The following is a 15,800-nucleotide window of genomic DNA, read 5'->3' on the forward strand; positions in this document are numbered from 1 at the left end:
CGCCAGCTTTCCGCCGTCCAGGCTACTGCGGGTCCCGGACCCCCATCTGGTGGACGCTGATCTTCCCCTCGCCCGGCGTCTGGACCAGGAGCGTGTACTTGCCTGCCGGGACGACGGCGGTGACCGTACCGGTGCATGCTTCAAAACAGGAGAAGAGCGGTTCTGCGTCCTTGGGCGGCGTGGCGGTGCCGGCAGGCAGGAGGTAGGCGTAGCCGGGGCCGGGGAGCGTGTATTTGAACGCTGCCTCCTCACCGTTGGCGCTGAACTCGCTTGTGGTGTGCTCGCCCGCGGGCACCTTGAAGGACGCGATGGTGAGCAGCTCCTGCTGAGGTGGGGGCGGGGCGATGACGGCGGAGAGTTCCTCCCCGGCTTCGCTGGCCAGGGGAAGGGCGGCCACGGCTGCGGCGGTGCAGGCTCCTGCGACCAGGACACCGGAGAGTGCGGCGGCCAGGATGCGCTGCGGCTTCGTGCCGGTCATGGGGTGGCCCTGTGCATCCACGGCCCTGCCGGAGGCGATGCTGAACTGGTCTGCGGCCCACCAGATACCGGCGCCGCCGAGGGTGAGCGCCTTCAATGCGCCGGTGATGTGCCGGCCGCGGTGGAACCGGTCGATGCCCAGCGGACCGAGGGCAGCTGCGAGGACCCAGTTGGTTCGGAAGTTCTTCAGTTCGGCAACCGGTACGGGGAACGGTCCGAACTCGTCTGCCATGGATCCTGCAGATGCCGGGCGGCCTTTGTCCCAGGGTCGGGCAGCGAGGGTGCCGGTGAGCCCGCAGGGCATGTCCCGGCCTTCTTCGCGGGCCAGGCGTAGCTGCCTTCGCGTCGGAAGGGCAGGCCATTCAAGTTCTGGTCCGGGTTCCGCCCGCACTGGACTGACGGGCGCCGCGGCGGGCGCGGCTGCCAGCGGCGGTGCCGCGTGACGTGCTTTGCCCCGGGGCCGCAGGGGGCCTTGCGGGGGTGCTTGTGTGTTCGGGTGTTCGTCTCGGTGCTGTGAAGTCATATCCGGCCTGGGAAGGAGGGCCCTGTTGCCCGCATCTGCTATGTGTGCGGAGCCGCCCGTAGCTCTCACCGCCGCGGGTACGGAGCAGGCCGCCGGTATGGTGCCGGCGGCCTGCTCAGGGGGTGGCGGGTTCCGGTGCTGCTACTGGAACTTGGCCATCCGGGACTTCACGGAAGCAACGTAGTCGATGGTGTCGTCGTACATACCGATGGTCTGGACGGAGTACTGGCCCTGGTAGTACGAGGCGATGGCTTCATCGAGGTCGGTGCTCGTGCGCTGCAGGGCGTAGAGGATGGCGATGCCGGCTGTCACATTGTCTTCGGCAACGTGGAGGTTCAGGTCGCGGCCGACAAGCTCCGAGGCCCAGATGCCGGAGGTCGGCATGACCTGCATGATGCCGATCGCACCGGCCCACGAGACGGCGCTCTGGTTGAAGGTGGACTCCTGTTCTGCGACGGCCAGTGCAAGGGCCGGGTCGACGCCCATCGCCGCTGCGGTTGTGGCCACCAGCTGCTGTACGGCCTGGGGTGTTTCGTAGCCTCCGGTGAGCTGGTTCAGGTCGGGCCCGGGGATGAAGACGTCTTCTTCGGCAGGTGCCGGCGCTGGTGCCGGGGCCGGTGCTTCAGGCGCGGGGGCGGCCTCAACGGGTGCCGGTGCCGAATAGACGGGGGCAGGCTCAGCCGCCGGAGCCGGAGCCGGAGCGGGGGTGGAGGCAGGCGCCGGTGCGGGTGCTGCCGCTTCTGCAACGCGGATGATCTGGCCCGGGTAGATGATCGTCGAGCCGTTCATGGAGTTCAGCGAGAAGACTGTCGACAGCGCCGCCCCGTACTGGTGGGCGATACCGGAGAGCGTGTCACCCGGCACGACGGTGTGGGTTCCTGCTCCCGCGGCGGGTGCTGCAGTCTTGGCGGGTTTCGCTGCCGGTTCACCGTCCAGGGAGATGAGATCGCCGGGATAGATGATGCTGGTCCATCCGAGGCTGTTGGCTTCGAAGATGCCGGCCAGGCTGACCTGGTGTTCCTCGGCGATACCGGAGAGGGTGTCTCCCGGTTCAACGGTGTGCACGGATGCGGCGTGGGCCGGAGCTCCGCCTACGACCGCGGCGATGGCAAGGGTTGCCATGGTAGTGACCGAGGCGCGGCGGGACCGGTTGGAGATGACGGACAAGGGGACCTCAATGCTGTTGCAGCCGGGGGCCCTGGGAGGATCTCGCCGGCGGTAGAAAATGACTCCCGTTATGTGTGCGGCAGCGTCCTTATCTCTCACCACCGGGCATGGAAAAGCCCGCCGGTCGGAGGGGGATCCGGCCGGCGGGCTGCTCGGGGACTACTGTTTCCTGGCCGCGGAGTTCTCCAGGATCAGGACCAGCAGGGTAAGCACCATGAGGGGGATGCCGCCGTAGAGGGACCACATCACCCCGGGCATCCAGTAGGCGTTGGACAGGATGAGGTCGACAATGACTGTCACGAACGTGAAGCCCAGCAGCATCGCCGGAATGGGCCGGGAGCGCTGGCGGTGCTTGACGATGATCATGATGCCCAGCGTCAGGATCGCAATGGTGCCCACGAGGTGGAAGAAGTTCATCCACCCGAACAGCGGGGTCTTGGGGCCGTAGACGTTGGACATGATGGCGAAGAACGTCAGGGTGTTCCAGGCGCCCAGGGCAATGCCAACGACGCCGGATGCGATGCGCAGGCCCGAGGACGGACCCTTGTGCATCTGGGGCGTGTACTGGTTCGCGTAGAACCACGGAGCTTCAGCAGGCACTGCCGGGGCCGGAGCGTTCACGGGCGGTGTCATACCTGGCTGGATGTACACGGCCCGCTGTCCCGGCTGGAGGTAAACGACGCTCGGGTCGTGGGCCGGTGCAGCCTGAGGCTGCGGAGGCGTCTGGGGCGGTGTCGGTGACTGCGGCTGCTGTGCGCCGGTGCTGGGTTCCATGGTTCCCTTTCTGGAAGGTGTGGCAGCCCTAAATCCGGCGCAGGGCCGTGCTGCAAAATTTGAGCTTACACACGGCGTCCGACGTTTCAGGCGCAGTTCAGGTCCGGGCCGTCATATCCGTACTCCATGAGGTCATTTCCGTCGGAAAAGACGCTCGAGGCGGGGACCTGGGCGCTGATGACCGGCCAGTCGTTGCCTTCGTCATCGTCCTGGACTGCATGCTGGCGGGCGTACCGGGCAGAAAGCGTCACCCAGTCGGTGCGGTTGATCCTGTCCAGTCCCGGCGGCAGCGCGCGGTAGACCCTGACCAGCGCTTCCGGGTTGCTTCTGGCCGCGGCCAGCTGGGCCATCGCTTCCTCGTCGGTTTCACCGCTGCCGTACCACTCCGGATGCTCGTAGACCTCCTCAGAGAACACCCGTGCCAGCTCGGCGATCGGGGCGCTGCACCCGTCGTTCACCGGGGCGGTGTGCGCGCTCTTGTACCCGAGGCCGATGTCCGGCTCCGTGTGGCTGGTTTCAGCGAACCGCCCTCCGGCACTCGTTCCTGCCGGGACACGTGATACCGCATGGATGCTCATACCGTCCTGTGTGCGGCCGGGCCCCGGAAACAGCTGTTCCTCAGCCGGCCCGGTATCCGGGGTCCGCGGTCACGGCGGCAGCGAACTTGTCCAGGTCCCTCGAGAATGCTGCACCTGAGCCTTCTCCCCCTCCAGCTTCGGAGAGGTCCGCGAGGATCGCTTCTGTCATGCGGGTGCTGGCCTTGGACTCGTCCGAACCAAGGACCTGGACGCGGGTCTCGGATTCTCCTGTCGCCGTGTTCCTCAGGCGTTCGACCCGGTACATGCTGATGGAGTTCCCGGCCGTCACCGCAGCCACAGTGATGTCGCCGTCTTCGATCACGGTGTAGTCGGTGAAGCTGACCGCCGGGTGCACCCCCGGACTGCTGCTTCGCATCCTTGTGCTGTTCGTCCAGGCATCGGTAATGGCCGCATGCCGGACAGCTTCCCGGAAGGATTCGCCCAGTATTTCCGGCGTAACCGGCTCTCCGCGGCCCAGATCCACCCGGACGGCAACGGAGGGGTCTTCGGCCCAGGCAACGGCCAGAGTCGAATGGGCCATGTCCAGCTGAAAGGACCGCCCTTCGGGTGTTTCGATCACTGCGCTGAGACCCTTGCCGTACTCACCCGTGGCCTTCATCCCGCGGACGGTTCCGGCGATCCCGGACAGCTTCAGCTTGGCTATGTGACGGTCCATGGCCACACCGGAGGGCAGGTCAACGTCCTCGAACTGCAGCCCGTTGAGAGCTTTGATCTTGGTCCGGCGCCGCTGCAGCTGGGCTACGGGATCCCTGTTTTCGAAGGCGGTGATGAGGATGTCCGTGCCGATGCCCGCGTAGACGTCCCGTTTACCTTCCCTGAGTGCAGCGTCCCCACGGGCACGCAGTTCCCAGCCAAGGATGTCCAGGGCAGCAGCCAGTTCGCCCTCGGTGAGGTCGGCATCCCGAAGGACACTCAGCCGGTCCACGGTTTCCCGGTAGGCGGCATACCGGGCATCTGCCTCCGGGTCTGTGACAACGGTCCGGATGTCGTCCAGGGGGTCATGGTCGTCGAGTCGCTGCGCCCGGCCTTCGTAGTCGGCGATGGCGGAGTCCAGCGCCCGGTGAAGGGTGCTTGGCGGGGCGGCAAGGGCTACAGCCCCGGCTTCAGGATGGGAGGCTGTGGCGAACTGGCCGCCCGCCGGGATGCCCTGGGGCTGTCTGCTGCGAATGTTCATACCCATGTTGTGTGCGGCTCGGGCCTCAGGCCGCCGACGCTGCGCTGAAGCCCTCCAGCCAGCTCTCCAGCGCATCCCGCCGGCCGGCATCGTCGACGTACGGGGCGACGGCAAGCCATTCCGCCAGACGCCGCTCCGGAGCGGGACCGGAATGAATCAGGGGAAGACGGCCGTTGGCAGCCGTGAACTCCCGGACCTCGGCGAAGTGTCCGTCCCAGGTGCTTTCGGCGGGGTTCGGAAGTTCGCTGGTGGCGGCCAGGAATTCGGCGATGTCAGCCCCGAACCTGCCCTTCCGGGCGGTGTAGGTATGGCGGACGCGCCTGGCCTGGGCGTACAGGAGGGTGTCACGGTGCCGGTCGGGCAGGCGTCCTTCACGGTCGATGAAGTCCAGCACCTGGCGTGCTTCGGCGCTGGCTTTCACGGCAGAGGCTGGCGGGTAGGTGTCCTGGAGCGTGAAGATACGCTCGCGCACCGTGCGGGTCGTGTCGGTTTCCTTGGCGCTCGGGCGCCGGTGGATGTGCCGGTAGAGCCACTGGCCCAGATGCACTTCCAGATCCTCTTCCGGGGTGCTCCGGTTGTTGATGTCGTGGCGGGGCATGCGCTTGTTGGCTGCGCACCAGGCTTCGAGCTTCTCCAGTTCGGGCAGGGGCGGCCGGCGCACGACGGCGAGGGCTCCGGGGATCTGCTCCAGCACGGCAACGGTGTCTGCGGGCAGCTCTCCGACCGTCCTGCGGTGGCGGAGGTTGCGGAGGTCTCCGTAGACCTTCCGCTCGTCGTCACGGCTGGCCAGCGGGAGCCTGCCCTTTTCGCGGTAGAAGGTTTCGATGCGGAGGGCGGTAACCATTCCCTTGGACTTGAAGGAGCGCCTGGGCAGGCCTGCTTCGGCGCGCACTTCCCGCACAGCTACCCTGGCCGCGGTCATTTCCCTGAAGGCCGTCTCTTCAGCTTCGCTGCGGTCCTGCTTGGAACGGAGTGTCGCGTATGTGTATGCGAGGCTGCGCTCCAGCGGGTCCGGGGACCTGTCGGAGGGGACGACTTTTTTGAAGGACATCCAGGAGATGTAGTTGCTGGCGCGCTCACCAGGAGTGATTCGTTGCATGGGAACTATGTGTGCGGCACGCCGGGTGCTTCTCCCCGGAAGCTATTCACAGCCCACGCCGTCGCCGTCCCGGTCAAGCTTCTTCGCGTACCCCGGGTCTCCGGCACGGATGGGTGCTGCGCCGGCAGCCCGGACGGCAGCGCAGTTGGCGTAGGTGACGGAACCGTCCGCGGCCGGCACCGGCTCAGGGGCGGGAGCAGCAGGAGCTGCGGGCATTTCAGCCGCCGGTTTCGTGCGTGTTGTTCCGGATCCTGCAGCGGGCTCGTCCGGGCAGGAGCTGAGGATGCCTGCGATCGCGTCATGTTCGGCCTGAGTCATCCAGAGGCCGTACTTGGCTTTCACGGACGTCTGCCGGGCCACGTATTCGCAGCGGAAGGCCTTGTTCGGGGGCAGCCACGTGGCGGCGTCACTGTCGGACTTGGACCCGTTGGCCGGTCCGTCTGCTGCCAGGAGGTTCAGCGGGTCCGTCGCCAGTGCCATGCGGTCACGGCTGCTGAGCTGCTGGGCGCCCTTCTGCCAGGCGTCGGAGAGGGCGACCACGTGGTCGATCTGGACGGCGGAGCTGGTGGCGGTGCCGCGGACAAAGCTGATCGTCTTTCCGGTGTACGGGTCGGCCAGCGTTCCGGTGGCCACCACGCAGTGTCCGGACTTGTAGGTGATGCCGGTCAGGTCACGGGCCAGAATCTCGTTGCGCTCGTCGCAGCCGTCTCCGTCCATGTCCGGCCATGCGGAGCCGAACATGTCGCGGGAGTACCCGGTCTTCGGGGCACGGCCCTTGATGGCGATCGTTTCCAGCTGGGCGAGGGCGGTGCCAGCAGCTGCCGTGTCGTGGCTGGGAGCCTCCGGGGCAGGTGCCGGTGCCGGAGGCTCGGGAACTGGTGCAGCTTCAACGGGAGCAGGAGCAGCCGGCTCGGTGACTGCCGCGGGGGCTGCGGGTGCAGGGGTCGCTTCCGGCGGTGCCGGGACCTGGCAGGCGGTGAGGGTGAAGGCCAGCAGCGGCAGGGTGATGCCGGACAGGATGCGGGTGCGCAGCAGCAGCGGAGTCGTCATAACCCCTATGTGTGCGGCAGGGTGCCTTACCCGCTCCGGCACCCTGCAGGCGCAGCCTTGTCCCTACCGCCCAGTAGGATGGGCTGGCCGCTGTCACTCGCGACGGCACAAGCAAGGACTAAGGATCTGAAGAATGAAAAAGTGGGGGATGGCAGCAGCGGTTTTCGCCGCAGGCTCGCTGGTACTGACAGGCTGCGGCGGCTCGTCCGCAGATACGACATCCGGACTGGCGCCTGAACCGTCCGAAACGGCTCCGCCAGCCAACGGCGGCACGTACGCGACCGTGGTGGAACTGAAGGACGCCTTCGTCGAAGCCGGCGGAGAATGCCCGGCCTTCGACCAGGACAATGCCGTCACCCTGGCCGCAGAGTCAGCGGACTGCTCCGACAGCGCCGTGCTCTCTACCTTCCTGTCCAGCAGTACCATCGACCAGCTCATCCAGGACAACAAGGAAGTCTTCGCCGACATCGACTTTGAAATGAACCCCTGGCTGGTTGGTGAGAACTGGGTCATCAACGCACCCGGTGCCGCGGAACTCCGTGAGAAGCTCGGCGGAACCGTCGTCAGCTGGTAACACGCTCAAGCCCCAGGAAGGCCCCGCCCCGGAATCGTCCGGTGCGGGGCCTTCGCCGTCCCTAGGGCCGTTTCCAGCCTGTGGCTTCGTGGAACCTGTCGTCGAAGAACGGGAGTGTGGACCGGGTGAAGGCGGCGGTCAGGTGGTTCGTGTCCATGTAGACGTACACGTTGCCGATGACCGGCGGGCAGGCACCGTCCGGGCAGACCTTATCGGTCAGGTCCATGAAGACCATGCCGGGAACCTGGGCGCCCAGCTCCTCGACCGGTGAAACCGCAGCCAGCTTGTCGGGCAGGAGCGTATTGCACCCGGCACCGTTCACACCCTCTTCCTTGATGCAGGTGATCATGTCGAAGGCGAAGCGCGGGGTGTCCCTGATGCCGACGACCTGGATCCCGGCTTCCTGCAGCTGTGACGCGGCATCCGCAAGCCCGTTGACTGCATGCTCTTCCGGGGTTTCCGGCTGGGCCGCGGTGGCCACCGTAAAGACCGCATCAGGCTTCTGCTCGAGCGCATAGTTCAGGGCTGCGGTGTTGAAGTCGACGCAGTCCTGGGCCCTTCCTTCGCTGCCGGTCCCGAACTGGCAGGCGCCCTTGAAAAGGAAGACGACGTCGTATCCGTACTTTTCGGCCATGAGGGTCAGCGGGCCGCTCCACTGCTGGGTGTGCGAGTTGCCGATTGCAAGGATCCGCTTGGCGCCGTCCTTGCCGGCCAGATGCTGGCAGTTCTCCGCGGCCGTCTCGTTGCCGACAGGCTTCAAGACCTCTTCGCATTTTGGCCCCACCTGGACCCACTGGCCTCCAAGCTCATCCAGGGAGGGGATCACCGGCGCTGCAGGGTCACCGGCCGGAGGAGCCTCCGCTAGCAGGGCAAGGGCGCCGGGATTGTCCTTCTGTTCCTGCGTGAACATGGCGCCGCGGGCCTTGGCCTCAGCAAGTTCACGGGTGTGCGCGGCGGCCGCTGCCTCCGCCTCGATGCGGTTCGCGTACTGCCATCCTGCAGCCGGCGCTGCGACGAGGGCGGCAAGGACCAGGATGGCCACGGCCTGCCCGGGCTTCTTCTTCATGAACCCGAGGCCGAGCACCGGCCGTTCAGCCAGGCGGGTGGTGAGCCAGCTCAGGATGAGCGAGAGGGCAATGACGGCGCTGCCGCCGGGAAGGCCCACTGCTTCGCGTCCCCTCCAGGCCATGTAGATGACCAGGACCGGCCAGTGCCAGAGGTAGAGGGCGTAGGAGATGCCGCCGAGACCGACGACGGGCTTCCAGGACAGGAACCTGTCGACACCGATGCGGCTTCCTGTGCTGCCGGCGATGATGATGAGTGCCGCGGCCAGCAGCGGCCACAGGGCGATGTAGCCGGGGAAGCTGCCTTCGACGTCGATGAGGAATCCCGCGCTGAGCATCGCTGCGAGCCCTGTCCAGCCGGCGGCCACCGCTGCAGGCTTCGGGAGGCGGACGTAGGGCAGGACCACGGCAAGGAGGGTGCCGAGCGCGAACTCCCACAGCCGTGCCCGGGTGTCGAAGTAGGCGAATGACTGGGTTGTTGCCGTTGCGTGGACCGAGTAGGCAAGGGATCCGGCGAAGACCAGCCCGAACACGACGGTGACCGCGGTGCGGTAGCGGAGCCGGAAGATCCTGCCGGCCAGTGCGGCCGCAGCAAAGAGCAGCGGCCACAGGATGAAGATCTGCCCCTGGACTGACAGGGACCAGAAGTGCTGAAGCGGGCTGGCCCCGGAGTGGTCGTTGGCGTAGTAGTCGACGGACTCTGCAGCCAGGAACCAGTTCTGGAAGTATCCGAGGCTGGACCACACCTGTTCGAGGACACCGTCCCAGCGGGCTTTCGGCAGGAAGAGCCAGGAGGCTGCCATGGTGCCGATCAGGGCGATGGCCGCGGCCGGCAAGAGGCGGCTGAAGGTGCGCAGCCAGTATCCGGCCAGCTTCAGCCCTGTCCTTGTCTCGCCCTTGCGCACGAAGGAGAGCGTCATGAGGAACGCGGAGATGAGCAGGAAGATGTCCACTCCGCCGGAGACCCGGCCAAACCAGACGTGGTAGGTGACGACCATGAGCACTGCCAGTGCCCTCAGCCCCTGGATTTCGGGGCGGTGGCCGGTGGCAGCCGGAGCCGTCGTTGCCCGGCGCCGGCCTCTGACCCTTCTGGTGGCAGGTTCAGCGGCCGGGAGCAGCACGGTGGTCACGCAGGTTCCTTCGGATAGACACGGCCCGACGCCCGGGCCTCTTGTTTCTATGCGTCCGGAGCTTTGACGGCGTCTTCGGGTGCGCCCTTAACCGCGGAAGGCCCCGCCGGATGGCGGGGCCTTCCTGAGTACGTACCTAGTCTTCGGGCACGGCTTCGATGTCGAGGTAGATGCCGTGGCTGGATACCAGGGCGTCTTCGAAGGCCTGGACGAAGTCGTCATCCAGGTCGATCTCCTCCGCTGACTCGGCCTGGAGGATTGCGCTGGTTTCCCCGGCATCCAGGACGGTGAAGGTCATCTCGGCGAACGTGATGTCTTCGAGCTGGGCAATGTCGTCCGGGAAGTGCTTTTCGCCGCCCTCGCGCGCTGCGGCCCTCAGGGTGTAAATGGTGGCTTCACTCATGGGTGCTCCTCCTGATTTCCTGGCGGTCCTGGCTCAACGTTAGGGCCGTGCGCCGACGTTTGGCGGGAACCGGCTCTCAGTTGTTCGTACGGCTGTGTGGATTCTGTCGGCGATGGCTATCAGGTCATCCTCGGTGCAGACGTGGGCGACACCGGCACGGGTGATGGCCGCGCCGGCGTACTCCCGTGCTTCAGCTTCACTGGGGAAGGTGTGAGGCAGGGCGGAGTAGGCCTCTGCGTCTCCGAAGAAGTACGCTTCTGCGCGCCATTCGCCTTCGTAGTTGGGGTATTCCGAGAAGCAGAATTTCTCGATGGACGCGACGTTATGAAGCTCTTCGTCGATCTGGATGAACATGGGTTCCTTGCCTGTTGGTTTTTGGTGGCCGGTTATTCCTATGCGCCGCGGGCCCTGACGGCTGTTCGCTGCTTCGGGTCCCTTCCGCGGGGTGTCGCCGGAGAGGCACAGTGCCGCACACATAGGGGGTATGAACACCGCACCTGAATCCCCCGCCGAGGCCGCTGACGGATACCGTCCGCTGCCGGCCACTGCTGCCGAGATCCACGATGCTGCAGTCGAGGTCCAGCGCCTTCGTTCCGGGGGCCTGACGTGGCGCCAGATTTCCGAGAAGACCGGGTTCAGCCGCGTCGACTCCCTCCAGCTGGCGCACAACCTTTTCAACCTGACCGATGCGGCGTACGAGGCGTCCAAGCACGAGATCAGCACCGGTGTCTGGTATGGACGGCGTTCGGCCTAGCCAACTGTCCGACCAACCGGATCCAACCGTCTGCCAACTAAAACCGGGAACTCGGTTGGCAGAGAAAATCCCCGGAATCTAGGGGCAAAATAGGGGGTCCCCTATATACAACCAACTAAACCAACCTGTTAAGAGAGTTATATATAAGGGGGCCCTATATATAAGCCCTCCTTCTCCTCTCGGTATATATATCCCCCTCTCCCTTCTAAGTGCGTACTTAACCGGTCGGCAGAGTTGGTTTAGTTGGCAGAGATCGAAAAATTCGCGGGATTCCGGGGCAAAACGGGGGTACCCCACCCTGGAGCCGGTTGGCAGAAAGGGTGTTTCCGGTCGCCAGAAGGTTGGTCGGAACCGCGGGCATAATGGCGATTTTTCACCTCGTGATAACCTGAGGAACGATTTTATCCAGTCCGAGAGACGATGGTTATCACGGCGGAAAATCCCGGCTGCGGGGGCATTCCGCCGGCGAACCGCATCCTCAATGTCTACGCCCTGCGGACAGCTTCCTCTTCCTTCTTCAGCCAGTTCATCTCGGCCCTGAACCTCTCCGCCTCCCGGTCGTGTTCGGCAGCTTCGTCATTCAGCCCGTTCCTGCGTGCCTTCTCCGCCCGGGCCTGGGCCCTGCTGTTCTCGATGCGCGCCTGCTGCATCGCTTCCCGGAGCGCCTTCGCGGCCTCCCAGCGAGGCTTCTCCGCGGCAGTTATTGACTCCCTGTTCGCCTTCGCCCACTGGACGGCCCCTGCAGTGTCCGTGAAGAGTCCTTCGTCCTGTGCTGCCAATGAGGCGCGCACGATCCATCCCCATTCCTGGCCGCGGGGGATCCCGGCGGTGGCGAGGTCCTCACCGCGGAGGATGGGAGGGTCGGCCGTAACGCTTGCTGTCACCTGGAGCCAGTGTCCGGAGATGGGCGGTTTCGCACCGGGCCCGCGGCCGGCAAGGTCCGCATCCACTACCCGCGCCCAGTCTGTGATGGTCGGCCCGTTGCCGTTCTCCCCTGCCAGGTCCCTCATGAGCCGGCGGACAGCCGAAGCCGACGGCGCGGCATCGAACGAGATGTGGCGCATGTGCTCGCGGATCAGCGGGAGGACCTTCTCCCTGACCTCGTTGGGCGCCCCGATCGAGGCAAGGAATTCGTCAGCCGGCCCCACTCCCCCGGCGGCGTGCCCGTGGCTGGTGATGCACCCGTCAGGGCCCTCCTGGCTGTGCTCCGCCTTGCCGACGTCGTGCAGGAGGGTGGCCAGCACGGCTACCCGGCGTTCGGAGGGTTCAGCACCGTCCCGTTCGGCTGCCTCTGCTGCGGCATCGGCGGACAGGCCCAGGTGTACGTCAACAGCCCCCTCGGGGTGCCAGAGGGGATCCTGGGGGTATCCGCGGACGTCAGCCAGCGCCGGGAAGCTCTCGGCTATTCCAGTCTGGTAAAGCGCCTCCAGGCCGCGGGAGGGCCTGCGTCCGAGGGTGACGAGCTTGTTGAATTCCTTCCACAGCCTCTCTTTCGGCAGCTGGGCGATCGAGCCCTTCATGGACCGGCACAGCTCAATGGTCTCCTGGGCGATGTCCAGGTCGAAGCGCGCGGCGAACTGGACGGCCCTCAGCGGCCTCAGCGGGTCATCCCGAAAAGTCTCCTCCCGCGTATGCCGCAGGATCCGGTCCTCCAGGTCCTTCCGTCCGCCGAACGGATCAATCAGTTCACCGGTGTACGGATCCCAGCCCATGGAGTTCATCGTGTAGTCCCGGCGTGCGAACGCTTCCTCAAGGGTGATGTCCGGATCCAGCTCGACCTCGAACCCGCGGTGCCCCTCTCCGGTCTTGGAGTCGCGCCTGGGCACGGATACGTCGAAGTCCTGGCCGCCGATGCGGGTGGTGAGCACACCGAACGAGGCCCCGGCCTCCTGGACTCTTCCGGGGAGTGCTTCCTGCAGGGCCTGCGGTGCGGTGCCGTGGACTTCGATGTCGATGTCCTTGAAGGCGACCGGCTCCCCGGTCTCCAGGGAGAGCAGCGCGTCGCGGACCGATCCACCGACGATGAGGGGGCGTCCCCCGGTATCCCGGCAGGCGTCGAGGACTGCCCAGGCTTCCGGCGTCAGATCCATCAGCCCGGGCAGGACAGTGCCGCCTGCACCGACACCGACGGAAGATTCGGCGTGGACTGACGGTGCGTACTGGCCTCCGGCGGGGATGCCGGCCGGCTGGCGTCTGGGGCTGTTTCTCACGCCTCTACTGTGTGCGGCTGGAGGCCCTTCCGCCCAGGCAGGGTGCCGGCTGCGCGAAACCGGCTTCAGCCGCACACAGGAGGACACCTGGCCCCGTGGACGGAACTTTCTCCGCCGGGCCGGGATCAACGTGAAGGCAGACGGTCAGAGGCTCTCGGCGACGGCGCCCAGGGCAGCTGCCCAGCTGAAGGCGGTCACGGCAGCGAAGCCCAGCAGCCACAGCGGCGACGGGATCATGGTCTGCCGGAACAGGATGTAGGCATCGGAGCTTTCCAGCTCGGTCCTGCGCCTGAAATGAACGTGGATGACTTTACCAAGGTCGCGTACCGCCCCGACGAGCAGGGCCACGCCCAGGACAAGGGTGGTGTGCCCGAGGAAAACCGGCCCGGCAAACAGCACCAGCAGGACGGACACCGCCAGGACTGACCCCAGGATCAGGAAGCCTTCAGCGTTGCGGATGAGCAGTATCGTCACCGCAAGGAGTATGCAGCTGGCAGAGAGCGCGGCTGAGGACCATCCGTGGACACCGGCCCAGACGAGCGCAGCACCTGTGACGGCCGGCGCCGGGTAGCCCCAGAACGCCGACCAGACAGCGCGTATGCCGCCGCGCCCGTACGTGTTCGTGGTGCCCCCGTGGTTCAGGTGCAGCTTGATCCCGGTCACCACCTGAAACGTCATGAGCGCTGCGACTGCGTGGCCAAGTTCGTGGACCACGGTGGTGAACATCCCGAAGTACTTCCAGGTCCGTGCAGGCACGGCGAGGGCGGACGCGGCAAGGAGGATGAGGACGAGCTCCAGGATGGTGATTTCGGGGGCTGCGGACTGTGCGAAACCGGAGATGATCCGGTCCCGCACGAGTTCAGCCAGTCCGGTCATGCGCGTACGAGGCTGACGTAGCCCCGGCTGTCCCGGTTGATGATGTATTCGGTGCCGCGAAGGATGATGTGGTCGCCGTCCTCGACGAGGATCCCTTCCCGTTCGGCCTGCTTGTGGGCGGTGAGGGCGACGTCGTTGGTGTTCATCCAGGCGACCGGGCCGTTGACGCGCGGACCGTCCTGCACGATGCGGTGGTAGCTGCCTTCTTCCCAGCCGCCGACACTGTAGGTGCGGAAGAGCTCGGTGCCGCGGTGGGTGGTGTAGTACATCTTCAGCTGCGGGCCGTTGAAGTGGTCCTGGCTGAACAGTGCCTGCGGGATGCCCGAGTTGGGTTCGCCGTCGTCGTACGTGTACGGGTCCGCGTCATTGATGACTAGGAGTTCGTCCAGATTCAGTGCGGCCTTGGTGCTAGTCATTGTCTTAATCCTCGTCTCGGGGTCCGGTGCGGTGTTCCGCTCCACATCACCTATGTGTGCGGCAGCGGTGGATTCTGTCCCCGCCGGGAACTTTTGTGTGCGGTGAAAGGGACCCGGGCCTCCGCACACATAGGAGGCAACGACCCGTTCAACGAAAGGCCCTCCGATGTCCCAGCTGCCTCCGCTGCAGATTCCTCCGCGGGTTCCGCCGGAAACAGAAGACGTCCAGGCGCTGAAAGACCGTGTCCTTGAGCTGGAAGAGCTGGCGTTCCGCCGCGGCCGCGGGCTTCACATCCTGCACCGGCACCTCCGCACGGGCGGCACCGACCACGCCATCCTGATCGGCATCGTCGAGAACACCCTGACCGGCACCAGTCCGGCCAGCGTCGCGGAAACCCGGGCGGCAGCCCAGTGACACGCAACAGCGAATACCTGCTCCCGGACGGGTCACCGCGGTACGGCATCAGGATCGAAGAAACCGCCCGGGCAACGGAACCGGCCGCCGCCCTCCCGCCACTGGGCCTGCCCGCAGATCTTGTAGCGGAAGCATCCGGCCTGGACCTCACCCAGCTCCGCGCCGCAATCGACCTCCGCTACGCCCAGGCGTGGGCGGATGAGCCCGATGACCGGATCAGGGAATGGCGGGACGAGCACCCACGGGAAGCTTTAGAGGCCATCGCGCTTATCCTGAGCGTCCTCGGCCGCACGACCAGCCGCTGGATGAGCATGGCCTTCATCAACGAGGGCGAAGTGCTGCGTCCGGTCCTCAAGCGCCGCAGGGAAGCCCGGACAGGGGCGTTTCGCGGCAAGGCCGGCCTGCTCGCGCGGGTGGCCCTGTTCCTCGCCCCGATAGCAGCCCTGGTCCAGGGCGCCGGCACGGAAGTCGTCTCCCCGCTCGTCGTTCTGTTCCTGGTTGCCCGCGTTCCTCTCCGCGAAGGCGCCCGGGAGGCGAAGAGGATCCACCCTGTCCCGGAAATCCAGTCCGGCGGGCTCTACGAACTCCGGGAGGACCTGATGAACGCCGTCATGGTCTCCTCCCTGCTGCACAAGGGCGAGGAGGTTCCTGACGACATCCGGCACGCCGCCGAGCGCGGGTGGCGTCTGGTCCGTCATGCCGCCGCCGGCGTGGATGCCGTCCGGCGGGGCCCGCAGGAGTAACAGCCGCACATAAGAAAAAGCCTCGGAGTCCGTTCACTCCGAGGCTTTTCTGTACGCCACCACAACGCTTACAACCCCACAACCGGGGACTGGGGTGCCGCTCATCCCCCAACGCAGCGACACCAGGAAAGAGGGGGTGGATGATCCCGGCTCGTAACCCCAAAACCGGGATCATCCGTGCGGCTTGCCTTTCCCGTGAGGTACTGGGCGTGCAGTGATTTAGTCGTTGGCTTGCTGCGGCTCTGTGAACCGCTGCGTGCTGTGAACAAAACACTATGGGCGCACTCCGCAGCCCGGCAAGGCGCCCTGAAAGAAAGCCATTTGTGAAGATGCCGAATGTGCCGAAAGGCCC

At 66.0% G+C, this 15,800-nt stretch carries 17 protein-coding genes; 4 read left to right on the plus strand and 13 right to left on the minus strand.

The features are described 5' to 3' along the window. Nucleotides 1-22: 22 nt before the first annotated feature. The 7 genes from NF551_RS17155 to NF551_RS17190 form a co-directional block, all read right to left on the minus strand. Nucleotides 23-709 carry a TM2 domain-containing protein gene (locus NF551_RS17155; protein WP_227897790.1) on the minus strand — a complete coding sequence of 229 codons (687 nt, stop codon included), beginning with the start codon at nucleotides 707-709 and terminating at the stop codon, nucleotides 23-25. Nucleotides 710-1,141: 432 nt separating this feature from the next. Next, complete coding sequence (locus NF551_RS18985; protein WP_227897788.1) at nucleotides 1,142-2,167, minus strand: lytic transglycosylase; 1,026 nt, start codon at nucleotides 2,165-2,167, stop codon at nucleotides 1,142-1,144. Between the two features lie 159 nt (nucleotides 2,168-2,326). Further along, complete coding sequence (locus NF551_RS17170; RefSeq protein WP_227897787.1) at nucleotides 2,327-2,941, minus strand: hypothetical protein; 615 nt, start codon at nucleotides 2,939-2,941, stop codon at nucleotides 2,327-2,329. Between the two features lie 86 nt (nucleotides 2,942-3,027). After that, nucleotides 3,028-3,519, minus strand: a complete 492-nt coding sequence (locus NF551_RS17175; RefSeq protein ID WP_227897785.1) for a hypothetical protein — start codon at nucleotides 3,517-3,519, stop codon at nucleotides 3,028-3,030. Nucleotides 3,520-3,559: 40 nt separating this feature from the next. Next, the gene (locus NF551_RS17180) at nucleotides 3,560-4,714 is read right to left on the minus strand and encodes a hypothetical protein (protein ID WP_227897784.1); all 1,155 of its coding nucleotides are present in this window, start codon (nucleotides 4,712-4,714) and stop codon (nucleotides 3,560-3,562) included. 25 nt (nucleotides 4,715-4,739) lie between these two features. Further along, nucleotides 4,740-5,813 (minus strand): hypothetical protein, encoded by a 1,074-nt coding sequence (locus tag NF551_RS17185; RefSeq protein WP_227897782.1) that lies wholly within the window; start codon nucleotides 5,811-5,813, stop codon nucleotides 4,740-4,742. 42 nt (nucleotides 5,814-5,855) lie between these two features. Further along, nucleotides 5,856-6,863, minus strand: coding sequence for a GmrSD restriction endonuclease domain-containing protein (locus NF551_RS17190; RefSeq protein ID WP_227897780.1), 1,008 nt, complete (start codon nucleotides 6,861-6,863; stop codon nucleotides 5,856-5,858). 133 nt (nucleotides 6,864-6,996) lie between these two features. On the opposite strand from NF551_RS17190, the gene NF551_RS17195 reads away from it, so the two are divergent. After that, on the plus strand, nucleotides 6,997-7,437 hold the full coding sequence (locus NF551_RS17195; RefSeq protein WP_227897778.1) for a hypothetical protein: 441 nt from the start codon (nucleotides 6,997-6,999) through the stop codon (nucleotides 7,435-7,437). Between the two features lie 61 nt (nucleotides 7,438-7,498). Here NF551_RS17195 and NF551_RS17200 read toward each other — a convergent pair whose 3' ends face one another. The 3 genes from NF551_RS17200 to NF551_RS17210 all read right to left on the minus strand — a co-directional run bounded on the left by NF551_RS17200 (nucleotide 7,499) and on the right by NF551_RS17210 (nucleotide 10,388). Further along, a complete protein-coding gene (locus NF551_RS17200; RefSeq protein WP_227897777.1) occupies nucleotides 7,499-9,631 on the minus strand; it encodes an acyltransferase family protein in 2,133 nt (710 codons plus the stop codon). Between the two features lie 136 nt (nucleotides 9,632-9,767). Then, nucleotides 9,768-10,034: a hypothetical protein gene (locus tag NF551_RS17205; protein WP_227897776.1), complete on the minus strand. Its 267-nt coding sequence runs from the start codon at nucleotides 10,032-10,034 to the stop codon at nucleotides 9,768-9,770. A gap of 39 nt (nucleotides 10,035-10,073) precedes the next feature. Further along, entirely contained in the window at nucleotides 10,074-10,388 is a 315-nt protein-coding gene (locus NF551_RS17210; protein WP_227897773.1) for a hypothetical protein, read from the minus strand. A 130-nt stretch (nucleotides 10,389-10,518) separates the two neighbouring features. Here NF551_RS17210 and NF551_RS17215 point away from each other — a divergent pair, with 130 nt between their 5' ends. Continuing rightward, nucleotides 10,519-10,788, plus strand: a complete 270-nt coding sequence (locus tag NF551_RS17215) for a hypothetical protein (protein ID WP_227897772.1) — start codon at nucleotides 10,519-10,521, stop codon at nucleotides 10,786-10,788. Nucleotides 10,789-11,273: 485 nt separating this feature from the next. Here the strand turns inward: NF551_RS17215 and NF551_RS17220 are convergent, their stop codons facing one another. The 3 genes from NF551_RS17220 to NF551_RS17230 all read right to left on the minus strand — a co-directional run bounded on the left by NF551_RS17220 (nucleotide 11,274) and on the right by NF551_RS17230 (nucleotide 14,290). Beyond that, nucleotides 11,274-12,998 carry a CCA tRNA nucleotidyltransferase gene (locus tag NF551_RS17220; protein WP_227897770.1) on the minus strand — a complete coding sequence of 575 codons (1,725 nt, stop codon included), beginning with the start codon at nucleotides 12,996-12,998 and terminating at the stop codon, nucleotides 11,274-11,276. Nucleotides 12,999-13,142: 144 nt separating this feature from the next. Beyond that, entirely contained in the window at nucleotides 13,143-13,874 is a 732-nt protein-coding gene (locus NF551_RS17225; RefSeq protein WP_227897768.1) for a M50 family metallopeptidase, read from the minus strand. Continuing rightward, entirely contained in the window at nucleotides 13,871-14,290 is a 420-nt protein-coding gene (locus tag NF551_RS17230; protein ID WP_227897766.1) for a hypothetical protein, read from the minus strand. Before NF551_RS17230 ends, NF551_RS17225 begins: the two co-directional genes overlap by 4 nt. A gap of 166 nt (nucleotides 14,291-14,456) precedes the next feature. On the opposite strand from NF551_RS17230, the gene NF551_RS17235 reads away from it, so the two are divergent. Together NF551_RS17235 and NF551_RS17240 are read left to right on the plus strand one after the other, a co-directional pair. Then, nucleotides 14,457-14,705: a hypothetical protein gene (locus NF551_RS17235; protein ID WP_227897765.1), complete on the plus strand. Its 249-nt coding sequence runs from the start codon at nucleotides 14,457-14,459 to the stop codon at nucleotides 14,703-14,705. Next, nucleotides 14,702-15,448 carry a hypothetical protein gene (locus tag NF551_RS17240; protein WP_227897764.1) on the plus strand — a complete coding sequence of 249 codons (747 nt, stop codon included), beginning with the start codon at nucleotides 14,702-14,704 and terminating at the stop codon, nucleotides 15,446-15,448. The genes NF551_RS17235 and NF551_RS17240 overlap by 4 nt, the downstream gene beginning before the upstream one ends. Nucleotides 15,449-15,800: the final 352 nt, after the last annotated feature.

This window comes from Arthrobacter caoxuetaonis (assembly GCF_023921125.1).
Taxonomy (GTDB): domain Bacteria; phylum Actinomycetota; class Actinomycetes; order Actinomycetales; family Micrococcaceae; genus Arthrobacter_B; species Arthrobacter_B caoxuetaonis.

Excerpts from the sequence above, each read along its gene's own strand:
- NF551_RS17155 (WP_227897790.1), bottom strand. The coding sequence starts at position 709 with ATGGCAGACGAGTTCGGACCGTTCCCCGTACCGGTTGCCGAACTGAAG.
- NF551_RS17170 (WP_227897787.1), bottom strand. The coding sequence starts at position 2,941 with ATGGAACCCAGCACCGGCGCACAGCAGCCGCAGTCACCGACACCGCCC.
- NF551_RS17175 (WP_227897785.1), bottom strand. The coding sequence starts at position 3,519 with ATGAGCATCCATGCGGTATCACGTGTCCCGGCAGGAACGAGTGCCGGA.
- NF551_RS17180 (WP_227897784.1), bottom strand. The coding sequence starts at position 4,714 with ATGAACATTCGCAGCAGACAGCCCCAGGGCATCCCGGCGGGCGGCCAG.
- NF551_RS17185 (WP_227897782.1), bottom strand. The coding sequence starts at position 5,813 with ATGCAACGAATCACTCCTGGTGAGCGCGCCAGCAACTACATCTCCTGG.
- NF551_RS17190 (WP_227897780.1), bottom strand. The coding sequence starts at position 6,863 with ATGACGACTCCGCTGCTGCTGCGCACCCGCATCCTGTCCGGCATCACC.
- NF551_RS17195 (WP_227897778.1), top strand. The coding sequence starts at position 6,997 with ATGAAAAAGTGGGGGATGGCAGCAGCGGTTTTCGCCGCAGGCTCGCTG.
- NF551_RS17205 (WP_227897776.1), bottom strand. The coding sequence starts at position 10,034 with ATGAGTGAAGCCACCATTTACACCCTGAGGGCCGCAGCGCGCGAGGGC.
- NF551_RS17210 (WP_227897773.1), bottom strand. The coding sequence starts at position 10,388 with ATGTTCATCCAGATCGACGAAGAGCTTCATAACGTCGCGTCCATCGAG.
- NF551_RS17215 (WP_227897772.1), top strand. The coding sequence starts at position 10,519 with ATGAACACCGCACCTGAATCCCCCGCCGAGGCCGCTGACGGATACCGT.
- NF551_RS17225 (WP_227897768.1), bottom strand. The coding sequence starts at position 13,874 with ATGACCGGACTGGCTGAACTCGTGCGGGACCGGATCATCTCCGGTTTC.
- NF551_RS17230 (WP_227897766.1), bottom strand. The coding sequence starts at position 14,290 with ATGACTAGCACCAAGGCCGCACTGAATCTGGACGAACTCCTAGTCATC.
- NF551_RS17235 (WP_227897765.1), top strand. The coding sequence starts at position 14,457 with ATGTCCCAGCTGCCTCCGCTGCAGATTCCTCCGCGGGTTCCGCCGGAA.